Genomic DNA, 21,875 nt, shown 5'->3' on the forward strand with positions numbered 1-21,875 from the left:
GCGCCCTACGCCAGAGCTTTACTCAGTGAAACTGACCGAACCCGACCGTCCGGTTCGGTTCTTCCCGTCAGTTCTTGCGGTGCCCTATCAACCGCGGCTTCTGCTCCAGGCCGTCCAGCCCGTGCCACGCCAGGTTCACCAGGTGCGCCGCGACCTCCGCCTTGTCCGGCTTCCGTACGTCCAGCCACCACTGGCCCGTCAGGGCCACACTGCCCACCAGGGCCTGCGCGTACAGCGGGGCCAGTTTCGGGTCGAAGCCGCGGTTCTTGAACTCCATCCCGAGGATGTCCTCGACCTGGGTGGCGATGTCGCTGATCAGCGAGGCGAACGTGCCCGTCGACTGCGCCACCGGCGAGTCCCGTACCAGGATGCGGAAACCGTCCGTGTACTTCTCGATGTAGTCGAGCAGCGCGAACGCCGCCTGCTCCAGGAGCTCCCGCGGGTGGCCCGCGGTCAGCGCGCCCGTCACCCCCTCCAGGAGCTGCCGCATCTCCCGGTCGACGACGACCGCGTACAGCCCCTCCTTGCCGCCGAAGTGCTCGTACACCACCGGCTTGGAGACCCCGGCCTTCGCCGCGATCTCCTCCACCGACGTGCCCTCGAAGCCCTTCTCGGCGAACAGCGTGCGGCCGATGTCGAGGAGCTGCTCCCGGCGCTCCGCGCCCGTCATCCTCACCCGGCGGCCACGCCGGGGCTTCCGCTCGCCGCTTCCGCTGCCGGTGCTGCCGGTACCGCTGGTACTGCCCTCGATCGCCACGTCTTCCATCATGCCGCTTCTGCGGACGCGGTCTGCCGCCGGGCTTCGATGCGCTCCTTCGCCGGCCAGCGCACGTCCGACGCCCAGCCCGCGAGCTCGAACCAGCGGATCAGCCGCGCGCTGGAGTCGATCTGGCCGCGCAGCACCCCGTGCCGGGCCGAGGTCGGGTCCGCGTGGTGCAGGTTGTGCCAGGACTCGCCGCAGGACAGCACCGCGAGCCACCACACGTTGCCCGAGCGGTCACGCGACTTGAAGGGACGCTTGCCCACGGCGTGGCAGATCGAGTTGATCGACCACGTCACGTGGTGCAGCAGCGCCACCCGGACCAGCGAACCCCAGAAGAACGCGGTGAAAGCGCCCCACCACGACATCGTCACCAGACCGCCCACCAGCGGCGGGATCGCCAGGGAGAGGACCGTGAAGGAGAGGAAGTGGCGGGAGATCCCGCGGATCGCCGGGTCCTTGATCAGGTCGGGGGCGTACTTGTGCTGCGGGGTCCGCTCCTCGTCGAACATCCACGCGATGTGCGCCCACCACAGGCCCTTCATCAGCGCCGGGACCGTCTCCCCGAAGCGCCACGGCGAATGCGGGTCGCCCTCCGCGTCCGAGAACTTGTGGTGCTTGCGGTGGTCCGCCACCCAGCGCACCAGCGGCCCCTCCACGGCCAGCGACCCCATGATCGCGAGCACGATCCGCAGCGGCCGCTTCGCCTTGAAGGAACCGTGCGTGAAGTAGCGGTGGAAACCGATCGTGATCCCGTGGCAGCCGATGTAGTACATCGCCACCATCAGCCCGAGATCCAGCCAGCTCACGCCCCAGCCCCAGGCCAGCGGCACCGCGCCGAGCAGCGCCAGGAACGGCACCGTGATGAACAGGCCCAGCGCGATCTGCTCGGTCGAGCCCTTGCTGTCACCGCCCAGCGTGGCGGAGGGCAGAGCCGTGGCGTCGTCGGGCGCCTCGGGCACCGAGGTCACCTCGGGGCTGATGGTCATGAGTGTCCCCTGGGGGTGAGGGTGAGGGTGAAAAGAGCGGTATGACGGGCCGTGGCTACGCTTCCGTAACCTACGGCGTCGTAAGTATGGCAGCGCCGTGACGCGCGGCAAGGGGGCACGAGAGGGGCGTTGGCCACGCCGCCCCGGCGGACACCTATCCTGGGTGCGTCGGACAGCGCGGTCCGCAAGCCTCCAGTACCCCTCCAGACGTGCTCAAACACTGCAAGGAGCCGCACCTGTGAGCAGTGCCGACCAGACCCCCACCGCCAGCACCGAGCTGCGCGCCGACATCCGCCGACTGGGCGATCTCCTCGGCGAGACCCTCGTACGCCAGGAAGGCCACGAACTCCTCGACCTCGTCGAGAAGGTCCGCCGCCTCACCCGCGAGGACGGCGAGGCAGCCGCCGAGCTGCTCCAGGGCGTCGAGCTGGAGACCGCAGCCAAGCTGGTGCGCGCCTTCTCCACCTACTTCCACCTGGCGAACGTCACCGAGCAGGTCCACCGCGGCCGCGAGATGCGCGAGAAGCGCGCCGCCGAGGGCGGCCTCCTCGCCCGCACCGCCGACATGCTCAAGGACGGCGACCCCGAGCACGTCCGCGAGACGGTCAAGAACCTCAACGTGCGACCGGTCTTCACCGCGCACCCCACCGAGGCCGCCCGCCGCTCCGTCCTCAACAAGCTGCGCCGGATCGCCGCCCTCCTGGAGACCCCGGTCATCGAGGCCGACCGGCGCCGCCACGACCTGAGGCTCGCCGAGAACATCGACCTCATCTGGCAGACCGACGAGCTCCGGGTCGTCCGCCCCGAGCCCTCCGACGAGGCGCGCAACGCCATCTACTACCTCGACGAACTGCACGCCAACGCCGTCGGCGACGTCCTGGAGGACCTCGCCGCCGAGCTGGAGCGCGTCGGCGTCGAACTCCCCGCCGGCACCCGCCCGCTGACCTTCGGCACCTGGATCGGCGGCGACCGCGACGGCAACCCCAACGTCACCCCGCAGGTGACCTGGGACGTCCTGATCCTCCAGCACGAGCACGGCATCACCGACGCCCTCGAACTGGTCGACTACCTGCGCGGACTCCTCTCCAACTCCATCCGCTACACCGGAGCCACCCAGGAACTCCTGGACTCCCTCCAGCGCGACCTGGAGCTCCTCCCGGAGATCAGCCCCCGCTACAAGCGCCTCAACGCCGAGGAGCCGTACCGCCTCAAGGCGACCTGCATCCGGCAGAAGCTCGTCAACACCCGCGAGCGCCTCGCCTCCGGCACCCCGCACCAGGACGGCCGCGACTACCTCGGCACCGCCGAGCTGATCCACGACCTCACCCTGATCCAGACCTCGCTGCGCGAGCACCGCGGCGGCCTCTTCGCCGACGGCCGGATGGACCGCACCATCCGCACCCTCTCGGCCTTCGGCCTCCAGCTCGCCACCATGGACGTCCGCGAGCACGCCGACGCCCACCACCACGCCCTCGGCCAGCTCTTCGACCGCCTCGGCGAGGAGTCCTGGCGATACGCGGACATGCCCCGCGACTACCGGCAGAAGCTGCTCGCCAAGGAGCTGCGCTCGCGCCGCCCGCTCGCCCCGACCCCGGCCCCGCTGGACGCCGCCGGCGAGAAGACCCTCGGCGTCTTCCACACCATCAAGCAGGCCTTCGAGCGCTTCGGCCCCGAGGTCATCGAGTCGTACATCATCTCGATGTGCCAGGGCGCCGACGACGTCTTCGCCGCGGCCGTCCTCGCCCGCGAGGCCGGTCTCGTCGACCTGCACGCCGGCTGGGCCAAGATCGGCATCGTGCCGCTCCTGGAGACCACCGACGAGCTCAAGGCCGCCGACGTCATCCTCAACGACATGCTGGCCGACCCCTCCTACCGGCGCCTCGTCTCGCTCCGCGGCGACGTCCAGGAGGTCATGCTCGGCTACTCGGACTCGTCGAAGTTCGGCGGCATCACCACGAGCCAGTGGGAGATCCACCGCGCTCAGCGTCGCCTCCGCGACGTCGCCCACCGCTACGGCGTGCGCCTGCGCCTCTTCCACGGCCGCGGCGGCACCGTCGGCCGCGGCGGCGGCCCCTCGCACACCGCGATCCTCGCGCAGCCCTGGGGCACCCTGGAGGGCGAGATCAAGGTGACCGAGCAGGGCGAGGTCATCTCCGACAAGTACCTGATCCCGTCCCTCGCCCGCGAGAACCTCGAACTGACCGTCGCGGCCACGCTGCAGGCCTCCGCCCTGCACACCTCCCCGCGCCAGTCCGACGAGGCCCTCGCCCGCTGGGACGCGGCCATGGACACCGTCTCGGACGCCGCCCACACCGCGTACCGCAAGCTCGTCGAGGACCCCGGCCTGCCGGCGTACTTCCTCGCCTCCACCCCCGTCGACCAGCTCGCCGACCTCCACCTGGGCTCACGGCCCTCTCGCCGCCCGGGCTCCGGCGTCTCCCTCGACGGACTCCGCGCCATCCCCTGGGTGTTCGGCTGGACCCAGTCCCGGCAGATCGTCCCCGGCTGGTTCGGCGTCGGCTCGGGCCTCAAGGCCCTGCGCGAGGCCGGACTCGACGCCGTCCTCGGCGAGATGTACGGGAACTGGCACTTCTTCCGCAACTTCCTCGCCAACGTCGAGATGACGCTCGCCAAGACCGACCTGCGGATCGCCCGCCACTACGTCGACACCCTCGTCCCCGACGAGCTGAAGCACGTCTTCGACACCATCGAGGCCGAACACGCCCTGACCGTCGCCGAGGTCCTCAAGGTCACCGGCGGCGAGAAGCTCCTGGACTCCAACCCGGTCCTCCAGCAGACCTTCGCCATCCGCGACGCCTACCTGGACCCGATCTCCTACCTCCAGGTCGCCCTCCTCGCCCGCCAGCGCGCGGACGCGGAGCGCGGCGAGGACCCGGACCCGCTGCTCGCGCGGGCCCTGCTCCTCACGGTGAACGGTGTCGCGGCGGGCCTGCGCAACACCGGCTGATCCCCGCCGTACGCACGACCGTGCCCCCGCCGGAATCCTCGGACTCCGACGGGGGCACGGTCATGACGGCGCGGATCAGCCCTGCTGCGCCTTGCGGCGGCGGGTGACCAGGAACGCACCGGCACCCGCGAGGGCGACGGCGACGGCGGCCAGGACGCCGACGGGCGCGCTGGAGCCGGTCTCGGCGAGGTCGCCCTCACCCTTGCTGTCGGTACCACCGGTGCCGGTACCGGCGGTCTCGCCGGCGGGCGCGGTGGCCGACGGGGACTCGGTGCCGCCCGGCGTCTCGGACGGGGACGGGGACTCGGTGCCGCCGGGGGTCGACTCGGACGGGGCCGGCGTCTCGGTGCCGGGGGTCTCCGTGCCGGGGGTCTCCGTACCGGGAGTCTCGGTGCCGGGGGTCTCCGTGCCGGGGGTCTCCGTACCGGGGGTCTCGGTGACCGGAGGCGTGGTCTCGACCGGCGGCGTGGTCTCGGTGACCGGGGTGGCCGGGCAGGTGTGGGACAGGTTGAACCAGCCCTGCTTGACCGTGCCGCTGACCTCGGCCGAGGCGGCGACCAGCTTCGCGCCCGGCTCGGACACGGCGTAGGCGTGCTTGTCGCTCGGCGGGCCGAAGACCGTGATGGTCTGCTCGCCGCCGGGCTCGAACTCGACGGTCAGCTTGGTGAAGACGGCGGAGTCGTCCTTGCCGCTGCCCGGGAGCACGAAGTGCCAGCCGTCCTTGCCGGACGGGACCGTCGGGCAGTCGCCCTTCTCGAACTCTCCGGCGGTCAGCGGGAGATCCTCGATCTGGTGCAGCGGCAGCGGCGGCTGCTCGGACGCGGACGCGACCGGGGCGAGTACGAGGGAGCCGGCAAGGGCTGCGACCAGCGCGCCGGCGGAAATCAGGGAACGTCGCATGTGCAGTCGTCCATCTGTGGGAAAAGGGTTTGCCGTGGGAGGTGGCGGGGGCAGCCTATCCATCGCTTTAAGTCAGCCTTAACCCAGAGACCGGTAACAATCGCACCATCAACCCGCGCAGTTCGGTCAGAGCGTCAGGAACGCCGCCACCAACAGCGCCCCGCCCGCCCCCGCGAGCGACCACGCCGTCCGCGTCATCCGCAGCCCGCCGCCGATCACCGGCGCCGCGAGCAGCAGCGCACCCCCCAGCGGCAGCCACGCGTGCAGCCCGCCGCCCCATCCCGTCCGTACGCCCTCGCTCGTGCCCGGCTTCACCACCACGGGGATCGTCGCGCCCTTCTCCGCCGCGACCGAGGCCTCGATCGTCAGCGTCCGCCGCGTCGACGACGGGTCCTCGGCGGCGTACGTACCGCTGCACGTCTCCTCCGTGCAGCCCGTCACCGTCAGCGTCCCGTGCTCGCGGCCCTTGGCGAGCAGGACGTGCTGGGCGGAGTCCCACGACGCCCACGCACCCCCGACGACGAGGAGCAGGGCGACCAGGGTCATGGCGGCGTTACGGACGTGCGTCATGACCCGCGATCGTACAGTCGTACGTTCCCGGGGCCAGGGGGGCTAGGAGTTGTACGCGGACTGGGCCCGCTCCAGGCCCTCCGCGACCAGGCACTCCACCGAGTCCGCCGCCCGGTCCACGAACCAGTCGAGGTCCTTGCGCTCCGTCGACGAGAAGTCCTTCAGGACGAAGTCCGCGACCTGCATCCGGCCCGGCGGACGCCCGATCCCGCACCGCACCCGGTGGTACTCGGCGCCCATCGCCTTCGTCATCGACTTCAGACCGTTGTGCCCGTTGTCGCCGCCGCCGATCTTCAGGCGCAGCACCGAGTAGTCGATGTCCAGCTCGTCATGGATCGCCACGACGTGCTCCGTCGGCACCTTGTAGAAGTCGCGCAGCGCCGTCACGGGCCCGCCCGACAGGTTCATGTACGACATGGGCTTCACGAGGATCACCCGGCGGCTCGACGGCCCGGGAGGCCCCATCCGGCCCTCGACGACCTGCGCCTGGGCCTTCTGCGCCCGCTTGAACGAACCGCGCATCCGCTCGGCCAGCAGGTCCACGACCATGAAGCCGATGTTGTGGCGGTTGGCGGCGTACTCGGGCCCCGGGTTGCCGAGGCCGACGATCAGCCAGGGGGCGTTGGCGTCGTCCGTCATGTGCGTCAGGTCTCCTCGTGAGCGTGCGGGAACAGAGAAACGGGGTGACGGGCCGTACGGCCCGTCACCCCGTCACGTCAGGCAGAGCCTACGGCTCAGGCCTCGGCACCCTCGGTGGCCTCGGCCTCGGCGGCCGGCTCCTCGGCCTGGGCGGCCAGGACCTGGAGGACGACGGCGTCGGCGTCGGTCACCAGGGTGGAGCCCTTCGGGAGGGTGATGTCCTTGGCGAGGACGGAGGCACCGGCCTCCAGGCCCTCCACGGAGACCGTGACGGCCTCGGGGAGGTGGGTGGCCTCGGCCTCGACGGAGAGCGTGTTGAGCACGTGCTCCAGCAGGTTGCCACCGGCGGCGAGCTCGCCCTCGGCCTGGACGGGGATCTCGACGGTGACCTTCTCGCCGCGCTTCACGAGGATGAGGTCGACGTGCACGAGCGAGCCCTTGATGGCGTCACGCTGGACGGCCTTCGGGATCGCCAGCTCGGTGGCGCCGCCCTCGATGTCCAGGGAGAGCAGGACGTTCGGCGTACGCAGCGCCAGACCGAGCTCGTGGGCCGGGAGGGCGATGTGGACCGGGTCCGTGCCGTGGCCGTAGAGGACCGTGGGGACCAGGGAGTCGCGGCGGAGCTGGCGGGAAGCGCCCTTACCGAACTCGGTGCGGACGGCGGCGGCGAGCTTGACCTCGGACATGTGGCACTCCTCGTAGATGGTGACGAATCACAAGTGGTCACCCGGCCACGACTGGCGATGGCCTGCTACGAAGAGCGCGTCGATAACGGACCGCCGTGACCCTGTACATCCGTACGGGTTACGACATCCCTCGCCGAGCAACTCCGGCAGTCTACCCGCCGCCACCGGGCCGCCCAAATGGATCAACCGGCACCCCCGCCGACCTGCGGCCCGCGGCCCCTGGACCCCGTCAGCCCGTCCCGCCGCCGCCGGCCCGCTCCGCCAGCAGGTCACGCAGGACCGGGCCCGCCGAACCCGAACCGCTCTCCGCCTCCTCCACCACACACGCCACCGCGATCTCGTCGTCGTACGCGACGAGCCAGCCGTTGTTGTTCCCGTCCTCCGTCACCTCGGCCGTCCCCGTCTTCGCCCCCACCTCACCCGGCACTCCCGCGAGCACCTTCGCCGACCCGTCCGTCACCGTGTCCCGCATCAGCGACCGCAACTGCTTCACCACGCCCGACGGCAGCGGCTTCGTCGCCACCGCCGGCTGCTCCGTCCCCTTCACCAGCAGCGGCTGGTGGAACGTCCCCGACACCGCCGTCGCCGTCACCGACGCCATCGCCAGCGGATTCGTCCGCAGCCTCCCCTGCCCGAAGAGGGCCGCCGCCTTCTCCGTCTCGCTCGCGGGAACCGGCACCTCGGCGTCCACCGAACCGACACCCGTCTTCCACTCCGGCCCGATCCCGAAGTGCTCCTTCGCGAACACGGTCATCTCGTCGTTCGCGAGACGCCCCCGCAGCGCCACGAACGCCGTGTTGCACGAATGGATGAAGTCCTGGCGGAACGAGGCCCCCGGAATCTCCGAGGTCTCCACGTTGTGGAACTGCTTCCCGACCGTCAGGTACTTCGGACAGTCCACCCGCGACTCCGGAGTCACCGCCCCCTTCGCGAGCAGCGCCGCACTCGTCACCACCTTCCACGTCGACCCCGGTGCGTACGTGCCCTGGAAAGCCCGGTTGAAGCCGCCGGCCGGCCCGTTCGCCACCGCGACCACCTCGCCGCTGTCGATCCGCACCGCCACCAGACCCGCGTTCCGCCCGTCCAGATGCCGGGCGAGAGCCTTCTCCGCCGCCGCCTGCGTCCGCGCGTCGATCGTCGTCCGCAGCGGACCACCGCCCTCCCCGGGATCCGGCCCGAACCTCACGGCCGTCGCTCTCGTCTCGCCCGTGATCCGGTCCACGACCTGCACCTCGCCCCGCCGCTTCCCGCCGCCGAGACCCAGCACCGACACCAGCGAGGGATGCTCCGCCGCCGAGATCGCCTTCCCGTCCCGGTCCACCGCCGCGAGCTCCGCCGACTCCTCCTCCACCAGCTTGAACCGCTGCTCGGCGTTGAGCTCCGGATGGATCAGCGGCAACTCCCACCGCACCCGCCACCCCGCATCCGTACGCGCCACCGCGAGCTCCGAGCCGTACGACCACGTCCCCAGCTCCGCCACCGGCATCCTCGCCCGGTACGGGACACGGGCACCGGCGCCCGCCGCACCGTCCACGCGCGCCGCGCCCGGCGTCAGGACCGGCTTCGCGATCTCCAGACCCGCCGTGAAGCTCCGCAACGTCTCCTCGGCCTTCGCCGGCGAGTCCGTCAGCTGCGCCGCCGCGGCCAGATCCCCCGCCTCCCAGCTGCTCAGGAACGCCCGTGCCGTCCGCACCGCCCCGGGATCGGCCGAGCTCGGCGCCTCCTCACCCGCCAAGGGGCCGTACACGACCGCCCATCCGGCGGCCCCCGCCACCAGCACGCCCGTCACCACCACCGCCGGCCACCGGCGTCGCCGCCTCGCCCGCCCCACTCCTGCCCGATGTGTCGTCATCCTCGTCATACCGGCAGCGAAACAGACACGCGTGCGACCAGTCCAAGACTCGTATCGTCATGAAAGACATAGCCGAATGCCTATCCTTGCTGCTCATGGACCTGCTCCTGCATCTGCGGTACTTCAGGACCGTCGCCGAGGAACAGCACTTCGGACGGGCTGCCGCCCGCCTGCGCATGGCCCAGCCCTCCCTCTCCCAGCGCATCCAGCGCCTCGAACGCGAACTCGGCGTCCGCCTCCTCGACCGCGGAGCCCGGGGCGCCACCCTCACCCCCACCGGCCGCCTCGTCCTCGCCGAGGCCGACCACCTCCTCGCCGCCGCCGACCGGCTCACCGCCACCGTCGCCCGCGTCCGCAGCGGCGCCGCCGGCACCCTCCGCGCCGCCGTACCGCCCGGCCTCGGAGCCAGCGCCGTCGGCGCCCTCCTCACCGCCTTCCGTGAACACTCACCCGGCGCCACCCTCGAACTCCGCGAACTCCCCACCGCCGAACAGACCGCCGAACTCGCCGCGGGCACCCTCGACGTCGGCATCGTCCGCCACCCCTGCCCCGCCCCCGGCCTCGACTTCGGCCCCATCCTCCACCAGCCCCTCGGCGCCCTCCTCGCCGCCGACGACTCCCTCGCCACGCCGCCCGAACTCCCCGCCGCCGCCCTCACCGGCCGCGACCTCGTCCTCTTCCCCCGCGCCGAAGCCCCCGCCCTCCACGACGAGACCCTCACCGCCTGTGCCCGGCACGGCTGCACCCCCGCCGCCGTCCTCGCCGCCACCGGAGCCGACTTCACCCGCGGCCTCGTCCTCTCCGGCGGCGCCGTCGCCCTCCTTCCCCGCACCCCCGACGAGGCCGGCACCGTCTGGCGCCCCCTCCGCGGCTCCCCCGTCACCTGGCGCACCTCCACCGCCTGGCCCGAGGGCAAGGACAGCCCCGCCGTACGCCTCTTCGCCGACACCGCCCACGCGGTCCTCCGCGCCCACGCGGACATGCGCACCGCACCGTCCGCGAGGATGGTCTTCCCCCGCCCCGCATCGGAGTTCCCCCTGTGACCGCGCACGCCGCAACCCGCCGCCGCATCACCGCGGCCTTCGCCGACGCGGGCGTCACCGGACAGCTCCACGCCGCCGACATCGACACGGGCACCGCACTCGGCGTCGGCTCCGACACCCTCGTACCGACCGCCAGCGTCCACAAGCTCTGCCTCGTCGCCACCCTCTACCGGCAGGCGTCACTCGGCCTCGTCGACCCGACCCGTCCCGTCGACATCCCCGCCGAAGGCCGTGCCCCCGGCGCCACCGGCCTCTCCGTCATGCGCGACGCCGCCCGGCTCTCCCTCCGCGACCTCGCGAGCCTCGCCGTCGCCGTCAGCGACAACACCGCCGCCGACCTCCTCTGGGACGCCCTCGGCCTCGACACCGTCAACGCCACCATGATCGGCCTCGGGCTGACCCGCACCCACGCCGTCCAGACCATGCGTGAACTCTTCGCGACCGTCCGCGAGGACGCCCACGGCGAGCCCGCCGCACTCACCGACCCCGCCGTCGTCGCCCGGCTCCGCGCCCTCGACCCGACCCGTACCAACCGCTCGACCCCCCGCGAGATCACCGCCCTCCTCGCCGCCGTCTGGCGCGACGAGGTCTGCCCGGGGGAGTACGGCGAGGAGCTGCGCGCCCTTCTCGGCCGCCAGGCGTGGAGCCATCGGCTCGCCGCCGGCTTCCCCTTCGACGACGTCCGTGTCAGCGGGAAGACCGGCTCCCTGCCCACCCTTCGGCACGAGGCGGGCGTCGTCGAATACCCCGACGGCGGGCGCTACGCCGTGGCCGTCTTCACCCGCGCGGCCTCCACGGACGTCACGCTGCCGGCGGCGGACGCGGCGATCGGAGCGGCGGCGAGGATCGCGGTGGACGCGCTCAGGGCATGAAGAAGGGCCGCTTCCCCCAAGAGGGGGAAGCGGCCCTTCCTACGAGCTACTGCCTACCGGCTCAGTGCTCCTCGAAGAGGCTCGTCACCGAACCGTCCTCGAAGACCTCGCGCACGGCGCGCGCGATCGTCGGAGCGATCGACAGGACCGTGATCTTGTCGAGCTCGAGCGCACCCGGCACCGGCAGCGTGTCCGTGAAGACGAACTCGCTGACCTTGGAGTTCTTCAGACGGTCGGCGGCCGGGCCCGACAGGATGCCGTGCGTGGCCGTCACGATGACGTCCTCGGCACCGTGCGCGAACAGCGCGTCCGCGGCGGCGCAGATCGTGCCACCGGTGTCGACCATGTCGTCCACCAGGACGCAGACGCGGCCCTTCACGTCACCGACGACCTCGTGGACGGTGACCTGGTTGGCGACGTCCTTGTCGCGGCGCTTGTGGACGATCGCCAGCGGCGCGTCCAGACGGTCGCACCAGCGGTCGGCGACGCGCACGCGGCCGGCGTCCGGGGAGACGATCGTCAGCTTCGCGCGGTCGACCTTCGCGCCGACGTAGTCCGCGAGGACCGGCAGCGCCGACAGGTGGTCCACCGGGCCGTCGAAGAAGCCCTGGATCTGGTCGGTGTGCAGGTCCACGGTCAGGATGCGGTCCGCACCGGCCGTCTCCAGCAGGTCCGCGACGAGGCGGGCCGAGATCGGCTCGCGACCGCGGTGCTTCTTGTCCTGACGGGCGTAGCCGTACGACGGGATGATCACGGTGATGCTGCGGGCGGAGGCCCGCTTCAGCGCATCGACCATGATCAGCTGCTCCATGATCCACTTGTTGATCGGAGCCGTGTGGCTCTGGATCAGGAAGCAGTCCGCGCCGCGGGCCGACTCCTGGAAGCGGACGTAGATCTCACCGTTGGCGAAGTCGAACGCCTTGGTGGGAACGAGACCGACGCCCAGCTGGTGCGCGACCTCCTCGGCCAGCTCGGGGTGGGCGCGGCCGGAGAAGAGCATCAGCTTCTTCTCGCCGGTCGTCTTGATCCCGGTCACAGCACTGTCTCCTCAGACGTGTTCTCTGGCCGCGGACCCACGCCCTGCGAGCGCGTGTGCGAACCAGCCGAATTTGTGTGCACGTATCACGGTACGCCGAGTTCGACGCACCCGTTTCCGGTCAGCTTTCGCTTGCGGAGTCCCCAGAGGCGACCTGAGCGGCCTGCGCGGCAGCGCTTCCGGGCCGCTTCCGGGCCACCCAACCCTCGATATTCCGCTGCTGGCCCCGGGCCACGGCCAGTGCGCCGGCCGGGACGTCCTTCGTGATCACGGAGCCGGCGGCGGTGTAGGCGCCGTCCCCGATCGTGACGGGAGCCACAAACATGTTGTCCGAGCCGGTCTTGCAGTGGGAGCCGACCGTCGTGTGGTGCTTGGCCTCGCCGTCGTAGTTCACGAAGACGCTCGCGGCGCCGATGTTCGAGTACTCGCCGATGGTCGCGTCGCCCACGTACGACAGGTGGGGGACCTTCGTGCCCTCGCCGATCGTCGCGTTCTTCATCTCGACATACGTGCCGGCCTTGGCCTTCGCGCCGAGGTTCGTGCCCGGACGGAGGTACGCGTACGGGCCCACGGAGGCGCCCTCGCCGACCACGGCCGTGTCGGAGACGGTGTTGTCCACCCGGGCGCCCTTGCCGACGCGGGTGTCCTTGAGGCGGCTGTTCGGGCCGACCACGGCGTCCTCGGCGATGTGCGTCGCGCCGAGCAGCTGCGTACCGGGGAGGACGATCGCGTCGGCCTCGAAGGTCACCGTCACGTCCACGAAGACCGAGGCGGGGTCGACGACCGTGACGCCGGCCATCATGGCCCGCTCCAGGAGGCGCTGGTTCAGCAGGGCGCGGGCCTCTGCGAGCTGCACGCGGTTGTTGATCCCGAGGATCTCGCGGTGGTCGCCGGCGACGGACGCGCCGACGCGGTGACCGGCCTCGCGCAGGATCGACAGCACGTCGGTGAGGTACTCCTCGCCCTGGCTGTTGTCCGTCCGCACCTTGCCGAGCGCCTCGGCGAGCAGCTTCCCGTCGAAGGCGAACACGCCGGAGTTGATCTCGCGGATCGCGAGCTGCTCGGCGGAGGCGTCCTTGTGCTCGACGATCTCGGTGACGGCACCGGAGGCGTCCCGGACGATCCGGCCGTAGCCGGTGGAGTCCGGCACCTCGGCGGTCAGCACGGTCACGGCGTTGCCGTCGGCGGCGTGCGTGCCGGCCAGGGCCTTCAGGGTCTCGCCGGACAGCAGCGGGGTGTCGCCGCACACGACCACGACGGTCCCGTCGGGCGCCTGGCCCAGCTCCTCCAGGGCCATGCGCACGGCGTGCCCGGTGCCGTTCTGCTCCTCCTGGACTGCGGTCCGGGTCCCGGCGTAGTGCTCCTCCAGGTGACCCTTCACCTGCTCACGGGCGTGCCCGACGACCACGACGAGGTGCTCGGGCTCCAGCTCGCGGGCGGCGGACACGACATGCCCGACGAGCGAACGCCCGGCGATCTCGTGCAGGACCTTGGGGGTCTTCGACTTCATGCGGGTGCCCTCACCCGCTGCGAGGACGACGACGGCTGCCGGGCGGTTGGCGCTCACGGGAATGCCCTTCGGCTTTGGGTGGTGGACGCACGAAGGATACCGGGGGGCAGGGTGGCGGACATGCGTGCGGGTCCTGACCGTGATGGTCAGGACCCGTGTGAAGAAGCTCCCCCGCCAGGACTCGAACCCGGACATAAGGCACCAAAAGCCTCAGTGCTGCCAATTACACCACAGGGGATTGCTTATAGGGCCAAAACGGACGCGGTGTCAGTCCTGTGCCCCGGCGGCATCCACTATGCCGTACCAGGCACCTTCGACGCGACGGTATAGCTCCGCGCCCGACGGACCGATGTCCGGGCCGCCGGTGGCACCTACGGGGACGTGCGGTGCGCCCGTAGGGTGGAGGGCATGACCACAACGGGGGCAGATCGGGACGCCTTGGGCGTCCGCGCGGGGAGCTGGTGGTGGTGGGGGAGACGGCGGAGCGTCGTCCTTGATGCGGGGCTCGCGCTGGTGTCCGCGCTGGAGTGCGCGGTCGAGGGCGTCGGTTTCGCCGAGAAGGCTTCGCTGCCCGTGCCCGTGGGGGTGGTGTTCGGGCTGATCGTGGGGTCCGTGCTGCTCGTGCGTCGGCGGTGGCCCATCGGCGTCGTGCTCGTGTCGATGGCCGTGGCGCCCGCCGAGATGGGCTTCCTCATGGGGATCGTCGGGCTGTACACGCTCGCCGCCTCCGAGGTGCCGCGCCGGATCACCGCCGTACTGGCCTCGATGTCGACCGTCGCCGTGTTCGTGGTCACCGTGGTGCGCATGCGGCAGGACGTCGCCCAGGCCGACGCCGGTCAGCAGGACTTCGACCCGAGCGGCTGGTACGTGCCCGTCATGTCGCTCTTCATGACCCTCGGACTCAACGCGCCGCCGGTCCTCTTCGGCCTCTACATAGGGGCCCGCCGCCGGCTCATGGAGAGCCTGCGCGAGCGCGCCGACAGCCTGGAGCAGGAGCTGTCGCTTCTCGCCGACCGGGCCGAGCAGCGGGCGCAGTGGGCGCGGCAGGAGGAGCGGACCCGGATCGCGCGGGAGATGCACGACGTGGTCGCGCACCGGGTGTCGCTGATGGTGGTGCACGCGGCGGCCCTCCAGGCGGTCGCCCTGAAGGACCCGCAGAAGGCCGTGCGGAACGCGGCGCTCGTCGGCGACATGGGCCGGCAGGCCCTCACGGAGCTGCGCGAGATGCTGGGAGTGCTGCGGGAGGAGGCCGTGCCCGCCGCCCCGGCCGTGGTCCCGCTGGCCGCCGTGGGGCGTGCCGCTGCCGCCGCCGCCGAGGCCGCCGCGGACGACGGTCCGCGCCTGGACGCCCTGGAGGTGCTGTGCGAGCAGTCGCGGCTCGCGGGGGCGGTCGTGGAGTTCGTCGTGCTCGGGGAGGCGCGCGCGTATCCGCCGGAGGTGGAGCGGACGGCGTACCGCGTGGTGCAGGAGGCGCTGACCAACGTCCACAAGCACGCGGCGGGCGCCGAGGTCGTGGTGCGGCTCGCGCACCGGGAGGCCGAGGTCGCGATGCAGGTGGAGAACGGCCCTCGTCCGTCGGGCGAAGGCGGCTCGGACGTACGGCTGCCGAGCGGCGGGAACGGGCTCGTCGGGATGCGGGAGCGGGTCTCCCGGATCGGCGGCGTGTTCGTGTCGGGTGCGACGGACGCGGGCGGGTTCCGGGTGTCGGCCGTGCTGCCGACGGGGGAGTAGAGGGGGCTACTGCCCCGCCGTCAGACGGGTCGGCTGGACGCCCGTGACCAGGGTCGACAGGGCCGCGTCGATGTCCTTGCCCAGGTACCAGTCGCCCGCGTGGTCGAGGCTGTAGACCCGGCCCTCGACGTCCATCGCCAGGACGGCCTGGTGCTCGCCCTCCTCGCCGAGCGGCGCGAGCTCGGTCTCCAGGGCGCGCCCCAGGTCGGCGAGGGTGCGCGCGAGGTGGAGGCCGGCGAGCGGGTCGAAGCGGACGGTCATGGGCGCTATCGTCCGCCCGTGCCCGGGGGAGGTGATCCGCAGGCCGCCGAACTCCGCCCAGGCCTCGACGGCCGCGGGGAAGACGCTGTGCCGGTGCCCGGCGGGGGAGACGTGGGCGCGCAGGGCGTCGGCCCACTCTTCGGCGAGCTTGATGTCCCAGCGGCCGGGCTGCCAGCCGGCCTCGCGGAGGGCGGCGTCGACGTTGACCGGGAAGCGCGTGGTGCTGAGGTGGTCGGGCATGGGGGTGCGGTCAGCCGTTCTCGACAGGTGTCGTGGGGTCGACGGTGCGGACACCGAAGTGGGCGAGCATCGCCGTACAGGAGCGACAGGGTGCCGCGTAGCTGCCGTGGAGCGGGTCGCCGTCCTCCCGGATGCGCCGGGCGGTGAGCTTGGCGTGCTTGAGGGACCGGCGGGCCTCGCCGGGGGTGAGCGGCTTGCGCTGGGCGCGCTTGGAGCGGCCGTTCTCGGTGGCGGTGAGGTGTCGGGAGAGCAGGATCGCCTCGGGGCAGCGCCCGGTGAAGCGTTCCCGCTGGCTGCTGGTGAGGGTGTCCAGGAAGTCCTGGACGAGCGCGTGCAGGAGGGGCGGCCGGTCGCCGCGGCCCGCGGTGCACGTCAGGGTCTCCCCGCGTACGGAGAGGGCGGCGCCGACCGTCGGCAGGATGCCGTCGCGGCGGTGACGCAGTAAGGGCGCGCGCGTGGCCTCGGCGCTGCTGCTCCAGTTGAGGCGTGGGTCACCCTGTGTGGGCGTCGTTGCTGCGTGCATGGTGCTTGTCTTCCCCTCCTGCAATCCCCCGAGTTGCGTGCACAGCCTGCCAAATAGGGAGCCATATGGGGAAGCTGGGGGCGCGAATGGTGGGGCCGGTGTGTCGGAATCATGGTGCAACTGTCATGGCGTCGTGACACTTGGTCACCGTCGGGCGGGGGCCGTTCGGGCTCTTGTGGCAGCGCATAGGCTGTGCCAGATCAGTGGGTAGAAGCAGCAGTCAGCGACGCCAGTGCAGGGGGCAACCGCCATGACGACAGGTCGGCTCGGGCAGGACACCGCGCCACCGAACGCGGCCTATGCCGGGCAGGTCGTGCATTTTCCGGACCCGGTCCGCGCCGCCCGTCACCCCAGAGGGGTACGGATCGACGAGCACGGCCACCCGGACTTCTCGCCGTACGCGCGCGCGGCCGCGGAGATCGCCGATCCTCCGGAGGGCTTCGGCGTCGACGAGCTGCGACTCACGGACTACGTGTCGGCGAACGCGGCGATGGCGGCGACCGGTCATGAGCTGTGGGACACGATCCCGTCGGTGGCGACCCCGCACGGCTGGACCTGGCACCACGTGGCGCGCAGCCGCCGGATGGAGCTGGTGCCGGTCGAGGTGAAGGCGCTGCTGCGTCACCACGGTGGCGTGGCGACGGCTGCCGTCGATCACGCGAAGCGGGGTACGCGGCCGCTCCAGGAGACCCGTCCGGCGCACTTCGGTCTGCCGAAGACCCTCGTGTCCGTGTCGGAGACGCAGCTCCAGGGCGTCGAGGAGGACCTCGGCTACCGGCTGCCCGGTGCGTACCGCTCGTTCCTGAAGGCGGCGGGCGGGTGCGCCCCGGTGGGCGCGGCGCTCGACGCGGAGCTGGGGCTCCTGGTCGACCAGCCCTTCTTCACGGTGCGGGAGCAGGCGGGGGTCAACGACCTCGTCTACGTCAACAAGTGTCTGCGGGACCACCTGACCAAGGACTACCTGGGCGTCGCCTTCGTCCAGGGCGGTCTGGTCGCGGTGAAGGTCCGGGGCGACGCGATCGGCTCGGTGTGGTTCTGCGCGTACGACGACGCGCGGGACTCCGGGCCGGAGGCGGCGGGCTGGACGGTGGCCGAGCGGGTGGAGCGGCTGCTGCTGCCCTGCGGCGAGGACTTCGACGTGTTCCTGCAGCGCCTCGCCGGCAATCCGCCGGAGCTGGAGACGGTGGCGAACCTGATGGTGGACGGCGGCTTCGCGCGCGCCGTGCCCGTGGTCGCGGTAGGGGAGTGAGCTGGCTGTGGTGACGTTCGCGCAGGCGCAGGAGCGCGCCGAGGAATGGATCAACGGCGACCTGCCGGCGTACCAGCACCGCGAGGTGCGGGTGCGGGAGTTCGAGCTGGGCTTCGTGGTCTGGGCGGAGGACCGCCAGGGCGGTCCGGTCTCGGACGGCGGGCGCCAGCGGCTGGTCATCGCACGGGACAGCGGCGAGGCCACGCTGTGGCCGGGGCTGCCCGTCGGCGAGGTGATCCGGCGGTACGAGGAGGAGTACGGGTCGCCGGAGGAGGCGGCCGCTCCGGCGGCGCCGCAGCCGGCCCGGATCGATCTGAACCAGACGTCCTTCCTGCTGAGTCCGCCCGAGTGGCTGCAGGACGCGGCGGACAAGATCGGGCTGCCGCAGCGGCCGAACGCGTCGCAGGAGGGCGAGAGTTCGTCCGCGCCGGTGGACGACGCTTCGGACGCGGTGGCTTCGGTCCCGGTGCCGGATGCGGATGCGGTGGCTTCCGCTTCGGTGGCGGCTTCGGCCGGTGCCGGTGTGGATGAGCCGACGGCTCCGGTCGCGGCCGCTCCGGCGGCTCCCGCTGCTCCGGTGGCTCCGCCGGTTCCGCCCGCTCCCGTACCCACTCCGACCCCGATCCCGACCCCCGCTCCCGCTCCCGCGGCGAGTCCGTGGGCTGACGCGAACGCGAGTTCCGGTGGTGCGGACGGGGCGGTGCCGTTGCCCGCGACCGTGTTCGCGCCGCCGCTGTCGGGGACGGACGACGAGGACACCCCGCCCCCGTTGGTGGGTGCCGACGCGCCGACCGCCCTGATGAAGGGGGGCAGCGCGCTGCCCCCGACCGCGGTGGCCCCGCGGCTCGACCCGGCCGCGCCGCCGCCGTCGGCTCCGGTGGCGCCCCCGGCCCAGCCCGTGCCCCCGGCCCAGCCCGTGCCCCCGGCCCAGCCCGCGCCGCCGGTTCCGCCGGTGCAGGCGGGCGGGCCCGGTGTGCCGCCGCCTCCGCCGCCCGCGCCCCGCGCGCCGGGTGCCGGGGACATCGCGGACGCCGCGACGAGCAAGGCCGCGCTGCCGCCGAAGAGCGGGCGCGGTCCGGCGACGCCGCCTCCGCCGCCGGGCGCGCCGGGCGTGCCCGGCGGGTCGGGCGCCCCCGCGTACGTACCGACGCAGCTGGTCTCGCAGCTGGGGCCCGAGGGGCTCCAGCCTCCCGGTCCCCCCGGTCCCCCCGGTCCTCCCGGTCCGCCGACCCCTCCCGGTCCGCCGACGCCGCCGCAGCCCGTGCACCAGGCGGCGACGATGCTGGCGCACCCGGGTCAGGGTGGTCCGGGCGCGCCTCCGCCGCCCCCGCCGCCGCCGCCGGGCGTGCCCGGCGGGACGCCCGCGGGCGGTATCGCGCACGCGGCCACGATGCTGGCGCACCCCGGTCCGGGTGGTCCGGCGATGGCGCCGCCTCCGGGTCCGCCGGCTCCGCCGCCGCCGGTTTCCGGTGGGCAGACGCCGCCGCCCGGTCCCGGGCCGGTGCCTCCGGCGTACGGGTATCCGCAGCCGGCGGGTCAGCCGACGGTCGGTCCCGGCTACCAGGCGGTGCTGCGCTACCGCGCGCCCGACGGTTCCGAGGCGCAGATCATCCGGCGTTCGGCGCCGGGCACCCCGCATCCGGAGTGGCAGATCCTGCACGAGCTGCGCGCGATGAACGTGCCGCCGCAGCAGGTGCTCGAACTGCACACGGAGCTGGAGTCCTGTGAGCTGCCGGGCGGTTACTGCGCGCGGATGATTCGGGAGACGTGGCCGCAGGCGCGGATCACGAGCATCGCCCCGTACGGCCGTGATCACGCGGGCCGGCAGCAGGGCATGCGGCAACTCCTCACCCATCAGGGTGAGTTGCACCAGGTCGCGGACGGCCCGGCGCGTCCGGCGCCGGTGCGGGCTCCGCTGCCGCAGGTGCAGCCGGCGCCGCCGGTCCCGCCGGAGGCGATCGCGCAGGAGCTGGCGGGGGCGTTCGGTCCCGGCATCCTCCGCTTCGACCAGCACGCGGTGTCCCGGCAGGGCGTCCCGGAGCTGGTGGCGCGGACGCTGGTGTGGGCGGGGCTGCCGGCGGACTTCGGTCCGTTCTTCTGGGCGCAGCCCGCCGTGCCGGTGGTGCCGACGCTCGCGGAGCTGGCGGCGCAGCGGCAGGTGCAGCCGGCGCCGGACGCGAGCTCGTACCTGGTGCTCGGTTCGGACTTCGGGCGGGCGATCTGCGTCCAGTACGGGACCGCGCACATCGTGGCGGTGCCGGTGGAAGCCGGTCCGGGCGGGCAGTCGGTGCCGCCGCAGTTCGTGAACTCGGGGCTGCCGGAGTTCACGCGCTCGATGGCGCTGCTCGGCCGGATGTGGCGGCTGCGCTTCGGGCTCAACCCGGAGCAGGCGGGCCGCTGGACGGTCGACTTCCAGGCGCAGTTGGCGATGCTGGACCCGGCGGCGCTGTCGTCGCCGGAGAACTGGTGGTCCGTGCTGCTCGAGCAGATGTGGGACGGCCTTCTGTAGGTCCTTCTGTAGGTACTTCTGTAGGCACAGTAGGCACAGTTGGACAGAATGTGATGAAAGGCGCTCGACGTGTATCCACGTTGGGCGCCTTTTGTCCGTTCTGATGGCGCATCCTGGACGTTCGGGCCGTTGGGGTCACAGGGAAGGGGCGTCAGGGATGAATTTCGCTGTCGGACGGGGGCGCGGATACCGCCCCGAGCAGGTCGACCGGCACCTTGCCGCGCTCTCCGAAGAGAGGGACGGGGCGTGGGAGCGGGCGGCGCGGCTCACCGTCCTCGCGAAAGACATGGAGGCGGAGGCGGCGCGGCTGCGCGAGGCCGTGGAGGCGCTCGAACCGCAGCGGTACGAGGCGCTGAGTGACCGGGCCCGGAAGATCCTGGCGATGGCCGAGGAGGAGGACGAGACGCTCGTCCGCGCCGCGGAGGCCGAGGCGCAGGCCCTCGCGGAGGCGGCCGATGCGGCGGGCCGGGAGGCGACGGAGTCGGCCCGGGCGTACGCGGAGGGCGTCCGGACGGCGGCCGAGTCGGCGGCCCGCGCGACCCTGACGACCGCGCGCGAGCGGGCCGAGGAGCTGGCGACGGACGCGGGCCGTGAGGCAGAGGAGCAGCGGTCCGCGGCGCGGGAGGTCTTCGAGGAGACCGAGCACCGGGCGGCGGAGCTCCTCGCGGAGCAGCGCGCCGAGCAGACGGCCGTACGGGACGAGGCCGAGCGCACGGCGGAGGGCAAGGCGGCCGACCTGGACGCGCGCCACGAGGAGCTGGTGGCCGCCGGGGAGCAGCGGCTCGCGGAGGCGCAGCGTGCCCTGGCGGAGACCGAGGAGCAGGCCCGGCACGGCCAGGAGGACGCGGAGGCGCGCGCGGAGGAGGTGCTCGCCGAGGCCCGGATGAAGGGGGAGCGGGCCGAGCGCGAGACGGAGCGGGTGCTGCGGGAGCACGAGGAGGCCCGGGACGAGATCCACGGGCACATGGAGCACATCCGGAACTCGCTCGCGGCACTGACGGGGCGGGTGGCGCCGCCGGCGCCGGAGGACGACGGCGAGTCCTCCGCCCCTGACTCTCAACAGGGGCCGGACGCCGGGTAATTCGGCTCGCAGGGGTTCGGACGGCCGGACTAGTGTTCCCCTCCATGTATCTGAAGCTGACCGCCGTCACGCTCGACTGCGCCGACCCTCTGGCCCTGGCCGACTTCTACCACCGGGCCACCGGCCTGCCGCTCCACGAGCGGTCGGACGCCGAGTTCGCGGGCCTCGCCCGGGGGCCGGGGGCGTCCGGCCTCTTCCTGGGCTTCCAGCGGGTCGACGGCTACCGGGCCCCGACCTGGCCGGGCCGGGACGTGCCGCAGCAGCTGCACCTCGACTTCGACGTCGACGACCTGGACGAGGCGGCGGCCCGGCTCGTGGAGTGGGGCGCGACCGTGCCCGCCGACCAGCCCCGCCCCGACCTGTGGCGCGTCGTCCTGGACCCGGCCGGGCACCCGTTCTGCCTCACGCTGCCGCGCAAGCCCGAGGAGCCCGCGGAGTCGTAAGGGCCCTAGGAGC

General features: G+C 72.5%; 19 protein-coding genes and 1 tRNA gene. 8 read left to right on the forward strand and 12 right to left on the reverse strand.

Features of this window, described 5'->3' with window-relative positions:
* Window positions 1-67: 67 nt before the first annotated feature.
* A complete protein-coding gene (locus ASC82_RS18980) occupies window positions 68-769 on the reverse strand; it encodes a TetR/AcrR family transcriptional regulator (protein ID WP_024754866.1) in 702 nt (233 codons plus the stop codon).
* On the reverse strand, window positions 766-1,749 hold the full coding sequence (locus ASC82_RS18985) for a fatty acid desaturase (protein WP_056649190.1): 984 nt from the start codon (window positions 1,747-1,749) through the stop codon (window positions 766-768). The genes ASC82_RS18980 and ASC82_RS18985 overlap by 4 nt, the downstream gene beginning before the upstream one ends.
* 238 nt (window positions 1,750-1,987) lie before the next feature.
* Between ASC82_RS18985 and ppc the strand changes: the two genes are divergently transcribed.
* On the forward strand, window positions 1,988-4,717 hold the full coding sequence (gene ppc / locus ASC82_RS18990) for a phosphoenolpyruvate carboxylase (protein ID WP_056649193.1): 2,730 nt from the start codon (window positions 1,988-1,990) through the stop codon (window positions 4,715-4,717).
* A gap of 75 nt (window positions 4,718-4,792) precedes the next feature.
* Here ppc and ASC82_RS31155 read toward each other — a convergent pair whose 3' ends face one another.
* The 5 genes from ASC82_RS31155 to ASC82_RS31160 form a co-directional block, all read right to left on the reverse strand.
* Entirely contained in the window at window positions 4,793-5,617 is an 825-nt protein-coding gene (locus tag ASC82_RS31155) for an LPXTG cell wall anchor domain-containing protein (protein ID WP_242427706.1), read from the reverse strand.
* Window positions 5,618-5,743: 126 nt separating this feature from the next.
* Window positions 5,744-6,187: a hypothetical protein gene (locus ASC82_RS19000; RefSeq protein WP_056649196.1), complete on the reverse strand. Its 444-nt coding sequence runs from the start codon at window positions 6,185-6,187 to the stop codon at window positions 5,744-5,746.
* Between the two features lie 42 nt (window positions 6,188-6,229).
* Window positions 6,230-6,826, reverse strand: coding sequence for an aminoacyl-tRNA hydrolase (gene pth, locus ASC82_RS19005; protein ID WP_056649199.1), 597 nt, complete (start codon window positions 6,824-6,826; stop codon window positions 6,230-6,232).
* Between the two features lie 95 nt (window positions 6,827-6,921).
* Entirely contained in the window at window positions 6,922-7,512 is a 591-nt protein-coding gene (locus ASC82_RS19010) for a 50S ribosomal protein L25/general stress protein Ctc (protein WP_056649202.1), read from the reverse strand.
* 229 nt (window positions 7,513-7,741) lie between these two features.
* Window positions 7,742-9,292: a penicillin-binding transpeptidase domain-containing protein gene (locus ASC82_RS31160; RefSeq protein ID WP_277914789.1), complete on the reverse strand. Its 1,551-nt coding sequence runs from the start codon at window positions 9,290-9,292 to the stop codon at window positions 7,742-7,744.
* A gap of 167 nt (window positions 9,293-9,459) precedes the next feature.
* On the opposite strand from ASC82_RS31160, the gene ASC82_RS19020 reads away from it, so the two are divergent.
* Both ASC82_RS19020 and ASC82_RS19025 read left to right on the forward strand, forming a co-directional pair.
* Window positions 9,460-10,407 (forward strand): LysR substrate-binding domain-containing protein, encoded by a 948-nt coding sequence (locus ASC82_RS19020; RefSeq protein WP_056649206.1) that lies wholly within the window; start codon window positions 9,460-9,462, stop codon window positions 10,405-10,407.
* Window positions 10,404-11,279 (forward strand): serine hydrolase, encoded by an 876-nt coding sequence (locus ASC82_RS19025; RefSeq protein ID WP_056649210.1) that lies wholly within the window; start codon window positions 10,404-10,406, stop codon window positions 11,277-11,279. Before ASC82_RS19020 ends, ASC82_RS19025 begins: the two co-directional genes overlap by 4 nt.
* Window positions 11,280-11,340: 61 nt before the next feature.
* Here ASC82_RS19025 and ASC82_RS19030 read toward each other — a convergent pair whose 3' ends face one another.
* From ASC82_RS19030 to ASC82_RS19040, 3 genes are all read right to left on the reverse strand, one after another.
* Window positions 11,341-12,315 carry a ribose-phosphate diphosphokinase gene (locus tag ASC82_RS19030; protein ID WP_056649212.1) on the reverse strand — a complete coding sequence of 325 codons (975 nt, stop codon included), beginning with the start codon at window positions 12,313-12,315 and terminating at the stop codon, window positions 11,341-11,343.
* Between the two features lie 121 nt (window positions 12,316-12,436).
* Window positions 12,437-13,882, reverse strand: a complete 1,446-nt coding sequence (gene glmU, locus ASC82_RS19035; protein WP_056649216.1) for a bifunctional UDP-N-acetylglucosamine diphosphorylase/glucosamine-1-phosphate N-acetyltransferase GlmU — start codon at window positions 13,880-13,882, stop codon at window positions 12,437-12,439.
* 109 nt (window positions 13,883-13,991) lie between these two features.
* Window positions 13,992-14,063, reverse strand: a tRNA-Gln gene (locus ASC82_RS19040).
* 170 nt (window positions 14,064-14,233) lie between these two features.
* On the opposite strand from ASC82_RS19040, the gene ASC82_RS19045 reads away from it, so the two are divergent.
* The gene (locus tag ASC82_RS19045; RefSeq protein ID WP_056649218.1) at window positions 14,234-15,556 is read left to right on the forward strand and encodes a histidine kinase; all 1,323 of its coding nucleotides are present in this window, start codon (window positions 14,234-14,236) and stop codon (window positions 15,554-15,556) included.
* Between the two features lie 6 nt (window positions 15,557-15,562).
* Here ASC82_RS19045 and ASC82_RS19050 read toward each other — a convergent pair whose 3' ends face one another.
* A complete protein-coding gene (locus tag ASC82_RS19050) occupies window positions 15,563-16,057 on the reverse strand; it encodes an SUKH-3 domain-containing protein (protein WP_056649221.1) in 495 nt (164 codons plus the stop codon).
* A 10-nt stretch (window positions 16,058-16,067) separates the two neighbouring features.
* Complete coding sequence (locus ASC82_RS19055; RefSeq protein WP_056649224.1) at window positions 16,068-16,580, reverse strand: YwqJ-related putative deaminase; 513 nt, start codon at window positions 16,578-16,580, stop codon at window positions 16,068-16,070.
* Between the two features lie 250 nt (window positions 16,581-16,830).
* On the opposite strand from ASC82_RS19055, the gene ASC82_RS19060 reads away from it, so the two are divergent.
* From ASC82_RS19060 to ASC82_RS19075, 4 genes are all read left to right on the forward strand, one after another.
* A complete protein-coding gene (locus tag ASC82_RS19060; protein WP_056649227.1) occupies window positions 16,831-17,829 on the forward strand; it encodes an SMI1/KNR4 family protein in 999 nt (332 codons plus the stop codon).
* Between the two features lie 7 nt (window positions 17,830-17,836).
* On the forward strand, window positions 17,837-20,338 hold the full coding sequence (locus tag ASC82_RS19065; RefSeq protein ID WP_056649230.1) for an SUKH-4 family immunity protein: 2,502 nt from the start codon (window positions 17,837-17,839) through the stop codon (window positions 20,336-20,338).
* Window positions 20,339-20,495: 157 nt separating this feature from the next.
* Window positions 20,496-21,419, forward strand: a complete 924-nt coding sequence (locus ASC82_RS19070; RefSeq protein WP_056649233.1) for a hypothetical protein — start codon at window positions 20,496-20,498, stop codon at window positions 21,417-21,419.
* 44 nt (window positions 21,420-21,463) lie between these two features.
* Complete coding sequence (locus ASC82_RS19075; RefSeq protein ID WP_056649640.1) at window positions 21,464-21,862, forward strand: VOC family protein; 399 nt, start codon at window positions 21,464-21,466, stop codon at window positions 21,860-21,862.
* Window positions 21,863-21,875: the final 13 nt, after the last annotated feature.

The organism is Streptomyces sp. Root431 (genome assembly GCF_001426585.1).
GTDB classification, from domain to species: Bacteria; Actinomycetota; Actinomycetes; order Streptomycetales; family Streptomycetaceae; genus Streptomyces; species Streptomyces stackebrandtii.